Here is a 17,970-nt window from a genome sequence, read left to right as displayed (position 1 = left end):
GTCTGTTTACATCACCGCATGGAGACCCAATGACCACGCATGTCACCGAAGTACCCGCCGCTCCCTCAGCGCTGGCGCTCCAGCATTTCGAGGCGATGCTCGGATTCGAGACCGATTGCTGGGACGTTCACGAGAGCCTCCGCGCGGCCGCTCCGGACTTCATCCTGGTCGACGTCCGCGGCCCGGCCTCGTTCGCGAAGGGCCACATCGCGGGCGCCATCAACATTCCGCACCGGACCATGACCGCGGAGCGGATGGCAGAGTATCCGAAGACCGGGCTTTTCGTCGTCTACTGCGCCGGTCCGCATTGCAACGGCGCCAACCGGGCGGCCATCCGCCTCGCGCAGCTCGGGCTGCCGGTCAAGATGATGATCGGCGGCATTGCCGGCTGGCTCGACGAGGGCTTTGCGCTCACGCCGGGCGGCTGAGCGCAAGCGGCCCGCCAGCTACGCGGCCTTGCGCAGGCCGGCGAGGAAGGTGTCGACGCTCTTGAACAGGTCGTTCGCACGCTTGCCGAGGTCGCGCGTGGCGACCATGACGTGGTCGGCGAGCTGGCGTGACTGCTCGGCGGCGTCACTGGCGCCGACGACGTTCTGCGACACCTCGTTGGTGCCGGACGCCGCCTGCTGGACGCTGCGCGCGATCTCGCGCGTCGCCGAGTCTTGCTGCTCGACGGCGGCGGCGATGGTCGCGGCAATGCCGCTGATCTCCTGGATCGTTGTGCTGATGCCGCCGATGGCGGTCACGCAGTCGGACGTCGCGGCCTGGATCGAGCTGACCTGGCCGGCGATCTCTTCCGTCGCCTTGGCGGTCTGGCCGGCCAGCTCCTTGACCTCGGCGGCCACGACCGCGAAACCGCGGCCCGCCTCGCCGGCACGCGCCGCCTCGATGGTCGCGTTGAGCGCCAGCAGGTTGGTCTGGCTCGCGATCGCGTCGATCAGGCGCAGCACGTCGCCGATCCTCTCGGCGGCTGCGGCGAGGCTGCCGACCATCTCGGTGGTCTGGCGCGCCTTGACGACCGCGGCATCGGCGACCTTGCTGGAATGCGCGACCTGGCGGCCGATCTCGGTCACCGAGGAGGCGAGTTCTTCGGAGGCCGCGGCGACGGTCGACACGCCGCTCGAGGCTTCCTCGGACGCGGCAGCGGCGGCCGCTGCACGCTGCGAGGTGCCGTTGACGCTGACGGTGATCTCGTGGACGACGCGCTCCATGTCCGCCGTGGCCTTGGCAACCGAGGACACCACGCCCTTGACGTCGGCCTCGAACCGGTCGGCCATCTGCCGCTGCAGCGCCTGTTTCTCCTGCTCGGCGCGGTGTTGCGTCGCCTCCTGCGCCTCGCGCAGGCTGGCCGTCTCGATCATGTTGCGGCGGAACACGTCGATCGCCTGAGCCATCGTGCCGAGCTCGTCCTTGCGCTGGCCGCCGGGGATCGCGACCTCGGTGTCGCCGCTCGACAGCCGGTGCATGACGGCGGTGATCGCGACCAGTGGGCGCGAGATGCCGCGGGCGACGAACAGCGCGACGATGACGGCGAGCAGCAGGATCACGACCGTGCCGATGATCAGCTGCTGCTGCGCGCTGCTGGCTGCGGCCTCATAGGCCGTGGTGTCCTTGATCAGCTCGAGCACGGCGATCGGGTCGCCGGCGTAGTTCCTGATCTGGCCGGCATAGACCGCGGCGGGCTTGCCGGCCAGGGTGGCGTCGCGCTGCAGCGACGTGCCCTTGAACACCGCGAGCACCTCGTCCGGCGTGGCGACGACATCGTCGCCGAACGTCGACGACAGCCGCTTCGGCTGCCCGTTGTCGATCCAGTAGACCGCGAGATCGATGCCGAAGCGCTGCTTGGCGCGCTCGACGAATTCCTTGCCGAAGGCGGCGCCGACGTCGACGGTCGCGATCACCTTGCCGTCGCGCACGATCGGCGTCATCCCGAAGATGCCGAGCGACAGCCGGCTCTGCTCGACGCCGGCGATCAGGCGGCCGGTCTGGTTGGCCTGCACCACGGTGATGCGGCGCTTGGAGGTGTCGTCGCCGAACACCTTGGGCTCGTGCACGCGATAGAAATTGGTGGCCGGCGGCGCCCATACGTTCACCAGCGGAATGCCTTGCGCCTTCAGCGATGTCATGGCGCCGCCGAGCAGGGCGCCCAGCGCGTCGCGGTCGCCCTTGAGGTAGGCATCGGCGATCGGCGGCAGCGCCGCCAGGGTGGAGCTGACCGCCAGCGCGGCGCGGCCTTCATAGTCGATGCCGGCCGACACGCTGTCGAACTGCAGCTTGAGTTGCTGCTCCAGCGCCAGCCGGGTCAGGGCGCGCTGCTGGATGACGGAGAAGGTGCCGAGCACGGCACAGGCGATGGCGACGGTGAGCGAGAGCGCGACGATGAGGCGGGCGGAGATGGACCGGAGGCGGGACATTCGGGGCATTCCTTGCTTTGCAGCAAGGGTCCCAGAATACCATTAAGGAACGTATACCGTAGTTGCACGGGAGCGCTGGTTCCGCTTTGGAATCCGGATTTTCTTCAGCCTATCGTGCTGATGAAACCAGGAGAAGGGAGCGGACCCGCGCCTCAGCTATCCACCTTGAGGGCGGCGATGAAGGCTTCCTGCGGGATGTCGACCTTGCCGAACTGCCGCATCTTCTTCTTGCCTTCCTTCTGCTTCTCCAGAAGTTTTCTTTTGCGCGTGATGTCGCCGCCGTAGCACTTGGCGGTGACGTCCTTGCGCAGCGCGCGCACGGTCTCGCGCGCGATCACCTTGCCGCCGATCGCCGCCTGGATCGGGATCTGGAACATGTGCGGCGGGATCAGGTCCTTCATCTTCTCGACCATGGCGCGTCCCCGGCCTTCGGCGCGGGTCCGGTGCACCAGCATCGACAGCGCATCGACCGGCTCGTTGTTGACGAGGATCTGCATCTTGACGAGGTCGGCCGGCTTGTAGTCGGTCAGGTGATAGTCGAACGAGGCGTAGCCCTTGGAGACCGATTTCAGCCGGTCGTAGAAGTCGAACACCACCTCGTTGAGCGGCAGGTCGTATTTGACCATGGCGCGGCTGCCCACGTAAGTGAGCTCCTTCTGATTGCCGCGGCGGTCCTGGCAGAGCTTGAGCACGCTGCCGAGATATTCGTCAGGCGTCAGGATGGTGGCCTCGATCCACGGCTCCTGGATCTCGGCGATCTTGACCACGTCGGGCATGTCGACCGGGTTGTGGATCTCGATCTCCTCGCCGTCGGTCAGCTTCATCTTGTAGATGACGCTTGGCGCGGTCGCGATCAGGTTGAGATCGAACTCGCGGGAGAGGCGCTCCTGGATGATCTCGAGGTGCAACAGGCCGAGGAAGCCGCAGCGGAAGCCGAAGCCGAGCGCGGCCGACGTTTCCATCTCGAAGGAGAAGCTGGCGTCGTTGAGGCGGAGCTTGCCCATCGCGGCGCGCAGGGTCTCGAAATCATCGGCATCGACCGGGAACAGGCCGCAGAACACCACAGGGATCGCCGGCTTGAAGCCCGGCAACATCTCCGTCACCGGCTTGCGGTCGTCGGTGATGGTGTCGCCGACGCGGGTGTCCGCCACTTCCTTGATCGCGGCGGTGATGAAGCCGACCTCGCCGGGGCCGAGTTCGTCGACCTGGGTCATCTTCGGCGTGAAGAAGCCGACGCGCTCGACGTCATAGGCCGCACCCGTGCCCATCATGCGGATGCGCTGGCCTTTCTTCATCACGCCGTCGACGATGCGCACCAGCACGACGACGCCGAGATAGACGTCGTACCAGCTGTCGACCAGCAGCGCCTTCAGGGTGGCGTCGCGATCGCCCTTCGGCGGCGGCAGCCGGGTGACGATCGCCTCCAGCACGTCGGGAATGCCGAGGCCGGTCTTGGCCGAGATCATCACGGCATCGGAGGCATCGATGCCGATGACGTCCTCGATCTGCTGCTTGATCTTCTCGGGCTCCGCCGCCGGCAGGTCGATCTTGTTGAGGACCGGGACAATCTCGTGGTTGTTGTCGAGCGCCTGGTAGACGTTGGCGAGCGTCTGCGCCTCGACGCCCTGGCTGGCGTCGACCACCAGCAGCGAGCCCTCGCACGCCGCCAGCGACCGGGAGACTTCGTAGGCGAAGTCGACGTGGCCGGGCGTGTCCATCAGGTTGAAGATGTAGTCCTTGCCGTCCTTGGCGCGGTAGCGCAGGCGCACGGTCTGCGCCTTGATGGTGATGCCGCGCTCGCGCTCGATGTCCATCGAATCGAGCACCTGCTCCTTGCCCGCCATCTCGCGGTCCGACAGCCCGCCCGTCATCTGGATCAGGCGGTCGGCGAGCGTGGACTTTCCATGGTCGATATGGGCGACGATGGAGAAGTTGCGGATGTTGGGAATGGGGACGGTCGTCATGGGTCGCGCAGATAGCACCCCGAGCCCCCAACCAGCAACCATATTGCTGAATTTCCAGGGCCTTTCTTCACGGCAAGCTGATTCCCCGGGCGCTGAAAACAGGCTACCGAGGGCGGATGTCGAGTACCTCTCTCCCGCCTCTCGCGGCGCGCATGCGCGGCCGTCTCGGACCGCGGCGAATCTCCGCCTGGCTGGTGGCGCGCGCCACGGCGCCGGCAACGTCGATCTGGGTCGTCATCGGCTTCGCGGTGGTCCACGCGGTGCTATGGACCGCGATCCTCACCAATCTGAAGGCAGCGCAGGACGTCCACATGGACGTCGCCGAGGCCTATGCCTGGGGCAGCCGCTTCCTGCTCGGCTACGGCAAGCATCCGCCGCTGTCGGGCTGGATCGCCGGGCTGTGGTTCGCAGTGTTTCCGGTCAAGGACTGGGCGACCTATGCGCTGGCGATGGCCGTGAATGGCAGCGGCCTCGTGATCGTCTGGCTCGCGAGCCTCAAGGTGGTCGACCGCCGCCGCGCCTTCTTCGTCGTGGTGATGGTCGCGCTGTACCCGATCTTCAATTTCAAGGGCTTCAAGTACAACGCCGACCTGGTTCAGCTGCTGACCCTGCCGCTGTTGGTGCTGGCCTATCTCAACGCGTTCGAAAAGCGCAGCGCCGCCTCCGGCCTGTGGCTCGGCCTCGCCGGCGCGGCGGCGCTGATGACCAAATACTGGGTGCTGACCATGATCGGCGCCATCGGCCTTGCGGCGCTGCTGCACCCGGAACGGTTGCGCTTCCTGGCGTCGCCCGCGCCGTGGGTCGCGATCGTCACCATGCTGGTGGCGATGATCCCGCATCTGGTCTGGCTGTGGCGGGTCGATTTCGTCGCCATCACCTATGCCGGGGATGTCTATACGCTGTCGGACCGCGGCCGGGCTGCCGAGCTCGTGCTCGGCTATGTCGGCCACAATCTGGCGCTGCTGGCTTTGCCGGTGGCGCTGGCGGCGCTGGTGATGGCCTGGCCGCCGCGATTCGCCTTCCGCAACTGGCGCGGCGGTCCCAATCCCGGCGTGAATGTAAGCCAGGCGATCAATGTCTGGCTGGTGCAGGCGATCGTCGCCGTCGGGCCGCCGCTCGGCGGGCTCGCTTTCACGATCTACATGAAGACCGATTGGGGCATCTCGCTGTTCTTCCTGGTGCCGCTGGCGCTGGTCGCGATCCCCGCGCTGCGGCTGCGGCGGGTCATGGTGCCGCGGCTCGCCGCCGTCTGGCTCGTCCTGTCGCTGCTCACGCTGATCGCCTCGCCCTGGATTGCCCGGCGCGAGATGGCCGCCAATCCGAACGGCGCCACCGGCTATGGCGCCCGTTCGGAGCTGGCGCGGGAGCTGACCAAGGCCTGGCACGCCCGGTTCGGCTCGCCCTGGCCCCTCGTGGCCGGCTTTTCCGAGATGAACACGCCGATGACCTTCTATAGCCCGGACCACCCGCGGCCGTTCACGGTGCCCACCACGGCGGAGGAGACCTGGAGTTCCGGCCTGAGCACGCTGGAGGACCTCAAGCGCGAGGGATTCATCGGCATCTGCGACACCACCGACAACCGGATCGCGGCCTGCGAGGCCTGGATGGCCAAGGAGGCGCCGAAGGCCGAGCCGCTGGTGATGACCACCCAGCGCTTCTTCCACGGCCAGGCGGGCCCTGCAATCGTTTGGAAGGTGTATATTCAGGGACCGGAGAGATAGCTCCGCTGCCGTACCGGCCAAGCGCTCCTGCGCGCGAGGCCTCCCGATCACCGGAGCAGGGTATCGAGCTGGCGGATCAGCTCTCCGACCCGGCCTCCCCCGGGCGGTGCACCAGGATAACGTCTGAGGACGTCCACGACCTCTTGAGAAGCGAGAAGCCGTGATCGCGCGAGGTAGTCAGCGCCGACGGCGGGAACGTCTCCGGCTGAGATTTCGAAAGCTCGCGCCGCGTGGCCGGCAGCTCCGAGGATGTGCTTGACCTGGGAAGGGTTCGGGAGGGGATGAAGAAAGCCCGCGCCCGCCGCGGCGAGGGCAGCGCGAGCGGCCTCATAGGCCGCGCGCAACCCCTCATCGCGGGCCTCGATTGCCGCCCGCTGCGCCGCCCACGCGCTATCCCGTAGGGATTTGCTCCGATTCCCACCGCTCGCAAAGCTTCGGGCGGCCTGTATTGCGGCTCGTGCGCGAAGATCATCCGGTCGGTCGCGTTCGAAGATCGCCAGCGCCGGAAGTGCAGAGAGGGCTGCGTATTCAGCCACGGCTCGCAGGTCTGCCTCGCTCAGCCGAATAGCGCTATTGGACATGCCATCCTTACCGCGTCGCTATGCGAGGATAGGCGCACATCGGGTAGAATGCCCATTGCGGCAGGCAAAGCGAGGTTCGGGAGTCCCTCACACGCCTTCTTCGTGGAACTTGTCGTTCACCAGGTCGGTGATCGCCTGCAGCGCGGCCTCCGCCTCGGGCCCGGTGGCGGACACCAGGATCTTGGTTCCCGGCGCCGCCGCCAGCATCATCAGGCCCATGATCGAGCGGCCGCCGACGGTCTCGCCGCCGCGCGTCACCCAGACCTCGGCCTGGAACTTTTCGACCATCTGCACGAATTTCGCCGAGGCCCGCGCGTGCAGGCCGCGCTTGTTGGTGATCAGCAGCTCTCGCGAGAGGGCTCCGGCAGGGACCGCCGGGCCGGCGACGTTGTCCTGCGGGGCGTCCTCGTCGCTCATTTGCCGGCGAGCACGCGGCTGGCGATGGTGACGTATTTGCGTCCCGCCTCCTGCGCCATGGCGATGGCGTCGGGCAGCGAGCGCTCCTCGCGCACCTTGGCGAGCTTGACCAGCATGGGCAGGTTGATGCCCGCGAGCACCTCGACCTTGGGCCGGCTCATGCAGGAGATGGCGAGGTTCGAAGGCGTGCCGCCGAACATGTCGGTGAGAATGGCGACACCGTCGCCGGTGTCGACGCGGTTCACGGCTTCGATGATGTCGCTGCGACAGAGATCGGAATCATCGTCGGCGCCAATCGTGACCGCTTCGATTTGTTTTTGAGGGCCCATGACGTGTTCCAGCGCCGCCTTGAACTCGTCGGCGAGGCGCCCATGGGTCACCAGTACCAGGCCAATCATCGGATACTCCTCGCGGGCGCCTTGGGTGCACCGCACGAACGCGCCACTTTGACCATCCGGAGCCCCCGCGCAAGAGGGCATATTCGCGAGCCTCCCGGATTCTGGCATACAGAATGGGAGCTGGCGGCGGTCTAATCGGTCGCGATAGTGGGGCTGATATGGTTACCAATTTGCTCCACACAATCGGCCGAAAGATTACCGGAACATGAAAGTCGGAGTGGTAATAAGCGCCGCTACAACCAACGGGAGGGGTGGAAAACCCGGCCCAACCGGTATGCGTGGCAATTTGATACCGTTGAGATGAATGCGAAGCGATTCGGCGTTCGGCAGGCGGGCGGCATCCTCGGCCATCAGGTCGACCACCAGCCCCAGTTTCGCCTCCGACACATGGTCGCAGGCGCGGATTCCAAGGCCGCGGATCTCGATCAGTCCGGCCAGAGCGGGTGCGGGACTTACCCACATTTCCCCGCCGCGTGTGGCGAGATGAACACGGTCATCGCCCACCAGAACCGTCGGCGGCAGCTGTCCCGCGCGTCCGGCGAGCATCAGATCGAAGGCGAGACGGGATTTGCCGGACCCGGAGGGACCCCGGATCAGGACGGCCAGTTCCCCCACCTGGACGGCAGACGCATGGATGCTCGCCGCTTCGTTCGTCACGACGCCGGCAGCCGGACGATGAAGCGGGCCCCGGCTGAGGTCGGATGTCCGTCGGCGTCGACCGGGCCGGGCCGGTTCTCGGCCCAGATCCGCCCGCCATGGGCGTCGATGATCTGCTTGGAGATCGATAGGCCCAGGCCGGAATTCTGGCCGAAGCCTTGGTGCGGCCGGTCGGTATAGAACCGCTCGAAGATGCGCTGCAGGGCGTCCTCGCGAATGCCTGGACCGTCATCATCGACCGTGATCTCGATCTCCGAGCGCACGCGCCGGCAGGTGATGCGCACCTTGCCGCCGGCGGCGGAGAACGACTGCGCGTTCGACAGCAGGTTGGAGATCACCTGGCCGAGCCGCGAATCATGACCGGGCACCGAGAACGTGTCGTTGGCGCCGCGGCCCTCGAACCGGACCTCGACGGCGACGTCGGTGCCGAGCTTGGTCTCGTTGGCGACCGAGGTCAGCGTGTTCAGGAGGCGGCGCAGATCGACCAGGGTCATGTCCTGGCGCTGCAGCTCGGCATCGAGCCGGCTGGCGTCGGAAATGTCGGAGATCAGCCGGTCGAGCCGCTTCACGTCGTGCTCGATCACGGCGAGCAGGCGGGCGCGGCTGTTGTCGTTGCGCGCCAGCGGCAGGGTCTCGACCGCCGAGCGCAGCGAGGTCAGCGGGTTCTTGAGCTCGTGGGCGACGTCGGCGGCGAACATCTCGATCGCCTCGATGCGGTTGTAGAGCGCGTCCGTCATGTCGCGCAGCGCGCCGGAGAGATGGCCGATCTCGTCGCGGCGGCGGGTGAAATCGGGAATCTCGACGCGGGTCTTGATGCGGCGGCGGACCCGCTCGGCACTGTCGGCGAGCCGGCGCACCGGCCCGGCGATGGTGCTGGCGAGCAAGAGCGACAGCACGATCATGACCGCGGAGGCAACACCGCCGACCTTCAGAATGGCGAGACGCTCGGCGGTGACCATCTGATCGATGTCGTCGCCCTGCGTCGACAGCATCAAGGCGCCGTGGATGGTGCGCGAGCGCTGCACCGACACCGCGACCGAGACGATGACTTCGCCGCGCGAATTGACCCGGACCATGCTGCGCTTCTGGCCCTTCAGCGCGTCGGCGACTTCCTCGTAGCCGTTGCCGTTCTCGGGGCCATATTCGCGGTACAGCGGCAGGTCGCCGCGATTGAGCCAGGTGCGTACCGAGATCAGCGCGCGCTCGACGAAGCCGGGCTTCTCGCTCGACGGCGGTGGCAGGTCGAAGCGCAGCACGTTCTCGAGATTGCGGCTATCGAGCAACAGGCCGCCATTCGGGTCATAGATGCGTGCGCGGGTCTTGGTCGGCGAGATCAGCGTGCGCAGCACCGGCGCGACGCGTTCCGGATTGATCGGGAAGTCGAGCGGCGAATATTCGTCCGGCGCGCCGTAGCTCTCGCCGGGCTTGAGATCGAGCAGGCGCTCGGGATCGATGGTGATGGTGTTGGTCTGCACGGTGGCCGAGGCGGCGATGGCGCCGGCGATGATCTCGGCCTGCACCAGAAGGCTCTGCGCGCGCGCATCGATCAGTCCGGCGCGGAACTGCGACAGGTACAGAATGCTTGCAACCAGTGCGAGCAGGCCGGCGATGTTCAGCGAGACGATGCGGCGGGTGAGGCTCGAGAACGACAGCGCGAACAGGAACTGTCCGGCGCGGCGCAGCCAGCTCAGCGGACGCTGCCAGCCGGAGACCTGCGGGGTCTCGTCCGCCGCCTCGGACGCGATCGTCGCCGCGGCGTCGTGGGCATTCACGGCTGGGTCAAGCTGCGTGCGATCGAGCAATGTGAGTGCTCCGATTCCGAATTTCGTAGGGGTCGTGCGGCGAATTCCCGTGAGAACTCGACTTGCCGCACCCGAATTCGCCGCAACAATGGCCCCGTTCCGGCATCTGCGCTCGGACAAACGCGCAGGAGGCGTAGCCTATCCAATCGAGACCGCGACGTCAGCGCGCAATTTCGCATGACGTCGCGCAAGGCAATGCTTCAGGTCCCTTGCTTCAGAGCTATCGTTTCAGGTTTCCTTGAAGCGATAGCCGACGCCGTAGAGGGTCTCGATCATCTCGAACTCCTCATCGACCATCTTGAACTTCTTGCGCAGCCGCTTGATGTGGCTGTCGATGGTGCGGTCGTCGACATAGACCTGGTCGTCATAGGCCGCGTCCATGAGCGCATTGCGGCTCTTGACCACGCCCGGACGCTGCGCCAGCGCCTGCAGGATCAGGAACTCGGTGACGGTCAGCGTGACCGGCTCGTTCTTCCAGGTGCAGGTGTGACGCTCCGGATCCATGCGCAGCAGGCCGCGATCGAGCGCCTTGGCGTCGTTCTCCTTCGGCAGCGCCGTCGGATCCTTCGGCTGCGAGCGACGGAGCACGGCCTTGACGCGCTCGACCAGCAGGCGCTGCGAGAACGGTTTGCGGATGAAGTCATCCGCACCCATCTTCAGGCCGAACAGCTCGTCGATCTCCTCGTCCTTGGAGGTGAGGAAGATCACGGGCAGGTCGGACTTCTGCCGCAGCCGCCGCAACGTCTCCATGCCGTCCATGCGCGGCATCTTGATGTCGAGGATGGCAAGGTCGGGTTGGCTGGTCCGGAATCCGTCGAGCGCCGATGCACCATCGGTATAGGTCATGATGCGATAGCCTTCGGCCTCGAGCGCGATCGAGACGGATGTCAGAATGTTACGGTCGTCATCGACCAAGGCGATTGTGGGCATGAGCCTGCTTTCAGAGTCTGGTTAGCCGAGACACGAGAATCGAGCTAAGGGCCGCATAACTGGGCTTCGAACATGGTCAACGAGCAATGCAAGCTGGGCTGAAGTGTGACCGAGTTCCACAAATAGCATGGCAAAGTTTGTGCCCCGCCCAAGTTTGTGGTCCGTTTAGCCGAAAAAAGGCCTTCATTGCAACTGCTTGGACGAGGGAAAGATGATGTCTGCGAGCTTTAACCCTAACCGCGTGACGCATTCCCTGCTGCGCCGGAGCCGGCAGGGCGCACTTGCAACCTTGATGGTTGGCTCGGGCGATCCCTACTGCTCGCTGGTCAATGTCGCTACTGCGTCCGATGGTGCTCCGATCATCCTGATCTCGCGATTAGCCGTGCACACCAGGAATGTACTTGCCGATTCGCGCGTGTCGCTGATGCTCGATGAACGCGCGCCCGGCGATCCGCTCGAAGGTTCGCGCATCATGCTGTCGGGAAAAGCCGAGCAGGCCAGCGACGACAATCGCGAGATGCTGCGCCGTCGGTATCTCAATGCGCATCCGTCTGCTGCGGACTACGCGGATTTCGCCGACTTCTCGTTCTTCGTGATTCGCCCGTCAGGCACGCATCTCGTCGCCGGATTCGGCCGCATCGTCGATCTCAAGCCCGAGCAGTTTCTCACGGATATATCCGATGCTGACGAACTGATTCTGGCAGAGCAGGGCGCCGTCGATCACATGAACGAAGATCATCGCGAGGCGCTCGCCCTCTACGCGACGACGCTGCTCGGCGCCGAAGCCGCGGAGTGGCGGTGTAGCGGCTGTGACCCGGAGGGATTGGATCTGATGGCCGACGGCAGGACGCTGCGGCTGGAGTTTCCCGAGCGCGTGACCACGCCCGGGGCATTGCGCAAGATGCTGGTGAGGCTTGCTGACGAGGCACGCGCGAAGTGAGGTGTAGTTCGAGCGGGCTTTGATGGCTGTGCTCATCGTCTCGTGACGAAAGACCGTGAAGTTCACCCATGAACGCAGTTTGTGGTGAAGCTCGATGTGCACGCTCCCTGCCCAGCAGAAGGTGAGCGCCGCGCAAACCCATGGCGTGGGCGCGAGTGAGCTCGTTGACGTCGCGGCCGGGAGAATCGGATTAAGTGATCCCGCAAGCGCGAGACAATCGTGAATGGAAGCTGGCTGATCGGGTGGGCGACGATACGGCTAATCACCGACGCATTTCGTCGCTCGGTCTTCGCTTGCCCACGCGAATTCGTCGATTTGAGCGTCGTTCGTCGTTCTCGTGAAACCCAACCGCGCTGATATATCTGTTGCGTTGCAGCATCTCGGCGGAGCGCAGGCGGCTGCCGCTGGAATGTGCATGACGCGGCAAAACATGAGCTACGTGCATCACGGCTTGCCAATAACCAATTGGGCCGGATCGTCTTGGCAAGACCAGCGTTGATCAGTATTAGGTCGGCGACCGCGCTTCGATAAGGCGATGTAACGGCAACGGTCACCGCGCAACGCGCGCGACTGCGCGCAACAGATGCGGGCTCTCAGGAGGGATCTTCGTGCAAGAGACGGGTATTCGCAACGGCGCCTTCGGTGCCGACAAGTTCGGCTTAAAGAACCTCAAGCAGGTGCACTGGAATCTCGGCGCTCCTCAGCTCTATCAGTATTCGCTGGCGGCGGGCGAGGCTGTGCTGTCGGCCGACGGAGCGCTGTGCGCGGATACTGGCGAGTTCACCGGTCGCAGCCCGAAGGACAAGTTCACGGTGCGCGACGCCTCCACCGAAAAGATGTGGTGGGCGGGCAACCAGGCGATCACGCCCGAGCAGTTCGAGGCGCTGCATCAGGACTTCATCAAGCACGCCGAAGGCAAGACCCTGTACGCGCAGGACCTCTATGGCGGCGCCGATCCCACGTTCCGGATCAAGACGCGCGTCTTCACCGAGCTCGCCTGGCACTCGCTGTTCATCCGCACCCTTCTGATCCGCCCCGAGACCATCGAACTCGACACCTTCGTGCCGGAGCTCACCATCATCGACATGCCGAGCTTCCGTGCCGATCCGAAACGTCATGGCGTGCGCTCGCAGAACGTCGTCGCGATCGATTTCACCCGCAAGATCGTCCTGATCGGCGGGTCTTATTATGCCGGCGAGATGAAGAAGAGCGTGTTCACGACGCTCAACTACTATCTGCCCGAGCGCGGCGTGATGCCGATGCACTGCTCGGCCAATGTCGGGCCGAAGGGCGACACCGCGGTCTTCTTCGGCCTGTCCGGCACCGGCAAGACCACGCTGTCGGCCGATCCGAACCGCACCCTGATCGGCGACGACGAGCATGGCTGGGGTCCGTCCGGCGTGTTCAATTTCGAGGGTGGCTGCTACGCCAAGTGCATCAAGCTGTCGAAGGAAGCCGAGCCGCAGATCTTCGCGGCGTCGACCCGCTTCGGCGCCGTGCTCGAGAACGTCGTGCTCGATGAGGATACGCGCGTTCCCGATTTCGACGACGGCTCCAAGACCGAGAACACCCGCTCGGCCTATCCGCTCGACTACATCCCGAACGCCTCGCGCACCGGCCGCGCGCCGCATCCGAAGAACGTCGTGATGCTCGCCGCCGACGCCTTCGGCGTGCTGCCGCCGATCGCAAAGCTCTCGCCGGCGCAGGCGATGTACCACTTCCTGTCCGGCTATACCGCCAAGGTCGCGGGCACCGAGCGCGGCTTGGGCTCCGAGCCGCAGCCGGAATTCTCGACCTGCTTCGGCTCGCCGTTCCTGCCGCTCGATCCGTCCGTCTACGGCAACATGCTGCGGCAGCTGATCGCCGACCACAATGTCGACTGCTGGCTGGTCAACACCGGCTGGACCGGCGGCAAGTACGGCACGGGCTCGCGCATGCCGATCAAGGTGACGCGTGCGCTGCTGACGGCGGCGCTCGACGGCAGCTTGCGCAACGTCGAGTTCCGCACCGACAAATATTTCGGCTTCGCGGTGCCGACCGCGCTACCGGGCGTGCCGACCGAGATCCTCGACCCGGTCAATACCTGGAAGGACAAGGCCGAGTTCGACAAGACTGCGCGCGCGCTGGTCGGCATGTTCCAGAAGAATTTTGCCAAGTTCGAAGCCCAGGTCGATGCCGAGGTCCGTAACGCCGCGCCGGATCTGAAGCTGGCGGCGGAGTAGGGCTGCAAACGACAAGGGGGCGGTCGCGTTGCGGCTGACCCCACATTTTCCCGCTCCGCCCCGTTCAATGCACGAGAGGCGCGAGCTCAAGCCATACCCACAGCTGTCGTCCCGGCTCAAGGCCGGGACGACGCCGTTTTCTTGGCTTGCGTCCCGGCTTTCACGCCTTGAAATACGCGATCTGCGTTGTCGTCGCGAGCAGGCGGCCGGAGGGTGACCATAGCTCGCCATGCTGGTCCTGGTAGCTGCGGTTGAAGATCTTGGCATCGGCCGTTGCGAGCACGTGCGTGATGTCCTCGGCCGCGAGCTCGTCCCGGCTGACGTGGAAATAGGTCGTCAGCGACACCGTGCCGAACGGCACCAGCTCGCCGCGGGCGTGGAAGACGCGGCCGAAGAAAGCGTCCGACATCGACAGCAGCGAGAGGCAGTCGAGCTTGCGCGGCTTGCGGTCGGAGATCCAGAGCCGGGAATAGCTGCTGTGCGGCTCACCCGTCGCTGACGCGCCGAACGCGGGGCGCCCCTCGATGAAGCGGAAATCGTACTGCTTGGTCCAGGACATGTTCGTGTCGGGATGACGCTTGACCTGGTCGAACGGCGGCGCCTCGGGCTTTGTGGCCGGCTGATGCGACCAGGACGGCCGGCGCTCGGCGAACACGACGGTGGCGAGCGTCGCCGCGTCTGCATCACCCTGGCTCAGCTCGACGCACCAATGTTGCGAGGAGCGGTTGGCCTTCACCAGCCGCACGTCGAGATCGAACGGCCCTTCCGCGATCGGCGCGCAATAGTTCACCGTCACCGCCAGCGGATCGCCCTGGATTTGCGGGTGCTGGATCAACGCGCGCAGTACGGTCGCCGCCGTGACGCCGCCAAACGGGCCGACGAAAGCCCAGTAATCCGGGCTGGTCCGCCCCTGCCAGCGGCTGTCGCCGGCAGTGACCCGGGTCGCCTCGTCGAACAAGTGAACTGGCGCTTCGGTCATGCATTCCTCCCGACGGTCATCGTATGATGGCCGTCAGGTGAAAAGCAATCGAAGGCCTTTGCAATGACGTCATGGGTCATTGATGAAGGCGGGAGGGAAGGGCCCTTCACGCCCGCTGCACTTGCACCGGCGCCATCACCGGGCCGACCGGCACGTTCCAGATGTCGTCGGCATATTCGCGGATGGTGCGGTCGGAGGAGAACCACGCCATGCGCGCGACGTTCAGGATCGAGGCGCGGGTCCAGGCCGGCACGGTCTGCCAGCGTGCATCGATGCCGCGCTGGGCCTCGTAGTAGGAATCGAAATCGGCCGAGACCATATAGTGGTCGAGATGGCGCAGCGCATGCGCGATCGGCTCGAACCGGCCGGGCTCGTCCGGCGAGAACGCGCCGGTCGCGATCGCATCGATCGCGCGCGCCAGCCGCGGTGACCGGTGGATCACGTCGGACGCGTCCAGCCCCTGCTTGCGGCGGAGCATGACCTCGTCGGCCTCCATGCCGAAGATCGCGATGTTGTCGGCGCCGACATTGTCGCGGATCTCGATATTGGCGCCGTCCAGCGTGCCGATGGTAAGGGCGCCGTTCAGCGCCAGCTTCATGTTGCCGGTGCCGGAAGCCTCCATGCCGGCGGTCGAGATCTGCTCAGACAGGTCGGCCGCGGGAATGATCGTTTCCGCCAGGCTGACATTGTAGTCGGCCATGAACACGACCTTCAGCTTGCCGCCGATCGCGGGATCGTTGTTGACGGTGTCGGCGACGTCGTTGATCAGCTTGATGATCAGCTTGGCGTAGCGGTAGCTCGCCGCCGCCTTGCCGGCAAAGATTTTCACCCGCGGCACCCAGTCGCGTTGCGGGTCGTCCTTCATGTCCTGATATAGCGCGACGGCTTCGAGGATGTTCAAGAGCTGGCGCTTGTATTCGTGAATGCGCTTGATCTGCACGTCGAACAGCGCGCCCGGATCGAGACGCACGTTCATGCGCTCGACGATCAGACGCGTCAGCAGCACCTTGTTGTGATGCTTCACCGCGCGGAACTTCTGGTGGAAGCTGGCGTCGGCAACGTAGCTCTCGAGGCTCGACAGCAGCGTCGGATCGTCGACGACGGCGTCGCCGCAGGCCTCGCGCAAGAGGTTCGTCAGCTTGGGATTGGCCAGGGTCAGCCAGCGGCGGAAGGTGATGCCGTTGGTCTTGTTGGTGATGCGGCCGGGATAGAGATGGTTGAGATCATGGAACACGGTCTCCTTCATCAGGTCGGAATGCATCGCCGAGACGCCGTTGATGCGGTGCGAGCCGACGAAGGCGAGCTGGCCCATGCGCACGCGACGGCCGCTCTTCTCGTCGATCAGGGACACCGAGGCGCGGTAGTCGATGTCACCCGGTGCGCGCTGCTCGGCGAGCGCGAGATGCTGCGCATTGATGTGGTAGATGATCTCGAGATGCCGCGGCAGCAGCCGCTCGAACAGCTCGACCGGCCAGGTCTCTAGCGCCTCCGGCAGCAGCGTGTGGTTGGTGTAGGACAAGGTCGCGATGGTGATCTTCCAGGCCTCGTCCCAGCGGAAATTGTGCAGGTCGACCAGGATCCGCATCAGCTCGGCCACGGCGAGCGAAGGATGCGTGTCGTTGAGCTGCACCGCGGCCTTCTGCGCCAGGCTGCGCAGCTGGCCGTCGGAGCCGAGATGGCGCTTGACGAGATCCTGCAGCGAGGCCGAGACGAAGAAATATTCCTGGCGCAGCCGCAGCTCGCGTCCTGCCGGGCTCTCGTCGTTCGGATAGAGGAACTTGCAGATCGCCTCGGCGCGCGCTTCTTCTGCCGAGGCGCCGAGATAGTCGCCGGAGTTGAAGACGTCGAGCTTCAGCGGGTCGGGCGAGCGGGCCGACCACAGCCTGAGCGCATTCACATGCTGGCCGCGCCAGCCGACGATCGGGGTGTCATAGGCGACCGCCTGCACGGTCTCGCCGGGGTGCCAGATCGCGCGGTCGCGGCCCTTGTCGTCGACATGCTCGACGCCGCCGCCGAAATGGACGTGATAGACCACCTCTGGGCGCTGGAATTCCCAGGGATTGCCGAACGACAGCCAGACGTCGGGATATTCGTGCTGCCAGCCGTCGACGATCACCTGGCGGAACAGGCCGAAATCATAGCGGATACCGTAGCCGATCGCCGGGATCTGCAAGGTCGCCATGCTCTCCATGAAGCAGGCCGCGAGGCGGCCGAGGCCGCCATTGCCGAGCGCGGCGTCCGGCTCGCATTTGCGCAGGTCCGTCAGGCCGACGCCGAGATCGCCGAGCGCGGTCTCGAACACCTTCATCAGGCCCATGTTGTTGAGCGCGTCGGTGAACAGGCGGCCGATCAGGAATTCGAGGCTGAGATAATAGACGCGCTTGCGCCCGGCGTCGTAGCTCTCCTTGTCGGCGGTCAGCCAGCGATGCACGATGCGGTCGCGCAAGGTTAGCGCCGCGGCGTGGTACCAGTCCTGCTGCGTCGCCTGGCTCGCTTCCTTGCCGATGGCGAGGCGAAGCTTGGCCAGGATGTCGCTCTTGATCTCCGCGACCGCCAATTCGTCGACGGGCTGGCCGATGCTTACGAAGCTGCGCTGGGACGGCTGATCTGTCACCTTGGAAACCTGTGATGCTACGAGGAACCGGTAAAAGCATACGATGGTTGCGCGCGGTCCGAAACCCGGGGAAAGGCTGGTCCGCACAGCAAGGTGATGGAAAATGATGCAAAGTTCAGGCCGAGTTCCGGCATCGGAACGCGTCGAACATGCTGCATGTGCGCAGCGAACAAGCGCGCGGTGAATAGGTCTTAGATTGTGGGTCTGGACGTGGATCCCGACCCCTGGGGGTGGAAGCGGACGACGAACAGGTCCTCGATCCGCCGACGCCAGGCCGGCGCCAATTCCATGCTCATTCCCTCGACGCGAAGCACAGCCTCGGCAAATTCTT

Annotated in this window: 14 protein-coding genes; 4 read left to right on the top strand and 10 right to left on the bottom strand. The window is 65.3% G+C overall.

The genetic code is table 11. The features are described from left to right. Positions 1-29 precede the first annotated feature (29 nt). Complete coding sequence (locus tag QX126_RS23490) at positions 30-428, top strand: rhodanese-like domain-containing protein (protein ID WP_315775626.1); 399 nt, start codon at positions 30-32, stop codon at positions 426-428. Between the two features lie 18 nt (positions 429-446). Here the strand turns inward: QX126_RS23490 and QX126_RS23485 are convergent, their stop codons facing one another. Then, the gene (locus QX126_RS23485) at positions 447-2,414 is read right to left on the bottom strand and encodes a methyl-accepting chemotaxis protein (protein ID WP_315783945.1); all 1,968 of its coding nucleotides are present in this window, start codon (positions 2,412-2,414) and stop codon (positions 447-449) included. 152 nt (positions 2,415-2,566) lie between these two features. Further along, on the bottom strand, positions 2,567-4,378 hold the full coding sequence (gene lepA / locus QX126_RS23480; RefSeq protein WP_315775624.1) for a translation elongation factor 4: 1,812 nt from the start codon (positions 4,376-4,378) through the stop codon (positions 2,567-2,569). A gap of 116 nt (positions 4,379-4,494) precedes the next feature. On the opposite strand from lepA, the gene QX126_RS23475 reads away from it, so the two are divergent. Then, the gene (locus tag QX126_RS23475; protein WP_315783943.1) at positions 4,495-6,099 is read left to right on the top strand and encodes a glycosyltransferase family 39 protein; all 1,605 of its coding nucleotides are present in this window, start codon (positions 4,495-4,497) and stop codon (positions 6,097-6,099) included. 47 nt (positions 6,100-6,146) lie between these two features. Here the strand turns inward: QX126_RS23475 and QX126_RS33590 are convergent, their stop codons facing one another. The 6 genes from QX126_RS33590 to QX126_RS23450 all read right to left on the bottom strand — a co-directional run bounded on the left by QX126_RS33590 (position 6,147) and on the right by QX126_RS23450 (position 10,884). Next, positions 6,147-6,680: a putative immunity protein gene (locus QX126_RS33590; RefSeq protein WP_409997688.1), complete on the bottom strand. Its 534-nt coding sequence runs from the start codon at positions 6,678-6,680 to the stop codon at positions 6,147-6,149. An 87-nt stretch (positions 6,681-6,767) separates the two neighbouring features. Continuing rightward, positions 6,768-7,097: an HPr family phosphocarrier protein gene (locus QX126_RS23470; protein ID WP_315734997.1), complete on the bottom strand. Its 330-nt coding sequence runs from the start codon at positions 7,095-7,097 to the stop codon at positions 6,768-6,770. Further along, positions 7,094-7,495 carry a PTS sugar transporter subunit IIA gene (locus QX126_RS23465; RefSeq protein WP_315734995.1) on the bottom strand — a complete coding sequence of 134 codons (402 nt, stop codon included), beginning with the start codon at positions 7,493-7,495 and terminating at the stop codon, positions 7,094-7,096. The genes QX126_RS23470 and QX126_RS23465 overlap by 4 nt, the downstream gene beginning before the upstream one ends. Positions 7,496-7,690: 195 nt before the next feature. Beyond that, a complete protein-coding gene (locus tag QX126_RS23460) occupies positions 7,691-8,152 on the bottom strand; it encodes an HPr kinase/phosphatase C-terminal domain-containing protein (RefSeq protein WP_315783941.1) in 462 nt (153 codons plus the stop codon). Next, positions 8,149-9,954 carry a sensor histidine kinase gene (locus QX126_RS23455; RefSeq protein WP_315734990.1) on the bottom strand — a complete coding sequence of 602 codons (1,806 nt, stop codon included), beginning with the start codon at positions 9,952-9,954 and terminating at the stop codon, positions 8,149-8,151. Before QX126_RS23455 ends, QX126_RS23460 begins: the two co-directional genes overlap by 4 nt. 228 nt (positions 9,955-10,182) lie before the next feature. After that, positions 10,183-10,884, bottom strand: a complete 702-nt coding sequence (locus QX126_RS23450) for a response regulator transcription factor (protein ID WP_006611449.1) — start codon at positions 10,882-10,884, stop codon at positions 10,183-10,185. A 214-nt stretch (positions 10,885-11,098) separates the two neighbouring features. Between QX126_RS23450 and QX126_RS23445 the strand changes: the two genes are divergently transcribed. Together QX126_RS23445 and QX126_RS23440 are read left to right on the top strand one after the other, a co-directional pair. Continuing rightward, entirely contained in the window at positions 11,099-11,824 is a 726-nt protein-coding gene (locus QX126_RS23445) for a HugZ family protein (protein WP_315735716.1), read from the top strand. 608 nt (positions 11,825-12,432) lie between these two features. After that, positions 12,433-14,046 carry a phosphoenolpyruvate carboxykinase gene (locus QX126_RS23440; protein WP_315734988.1) on the top strand — a complete coding sequence of 538 codons (1,614 nt, stop codon included), beginning with the start codon at positions 12,433-12,435 and terminating at the stop codon, positions 14,044-14,046. A 160-nt stretch (positions 14,047-14,206) separates the two neighbouring features. Here QX126_RS23440 and QX126_RS23435 read toward each other — a convergent pair whose 3' ends face one another. Together QX126_RS23435 and QX126_RS23430 are read right to left on the bottom strand one after the other, a co-directional pair. Beyond that, complete coding sequence (locus QX126_RS23435; RefSeq protein ID WP_315783939.1) at positions 14,207-15,025, bottom strand: thioesterase family protein; 819 nt, start codon at positions 15,023-15,025, stop codon at positions 14,207-14,209. A gap of 106 nt (positions 15,026-15,131) precedes the next feature. Beyond that, positions 15,132-17,639, bottom strand: coding sequence for a glycogen/starch/alpha-glucan phosphorylase (locus QX126_RS23430; RefSeq protein ID WP_315783937.1), 2,508 nt, complete (start codon positions 17,637-17,639; stop codon positions 15,132-15,134). Between the last annotated feature and the right edge of the window lie 331 nt (positions 17,640-17,970).

The organism is Bradyrhizobium sp. SZCCHNPS1003, from assembly GCF_032381555.1.
Taxonomy (GTDB): Bacteria; Pseudomonadota; Alphaproteobacteria; order Rhizobiales; family Xanthobacteraceae; genus Bradyrhizobium.
Note: the sequence above shows the minus strand (reverse complement) of the source record. Positions and strands in the feature narration are given on the sequence as shown.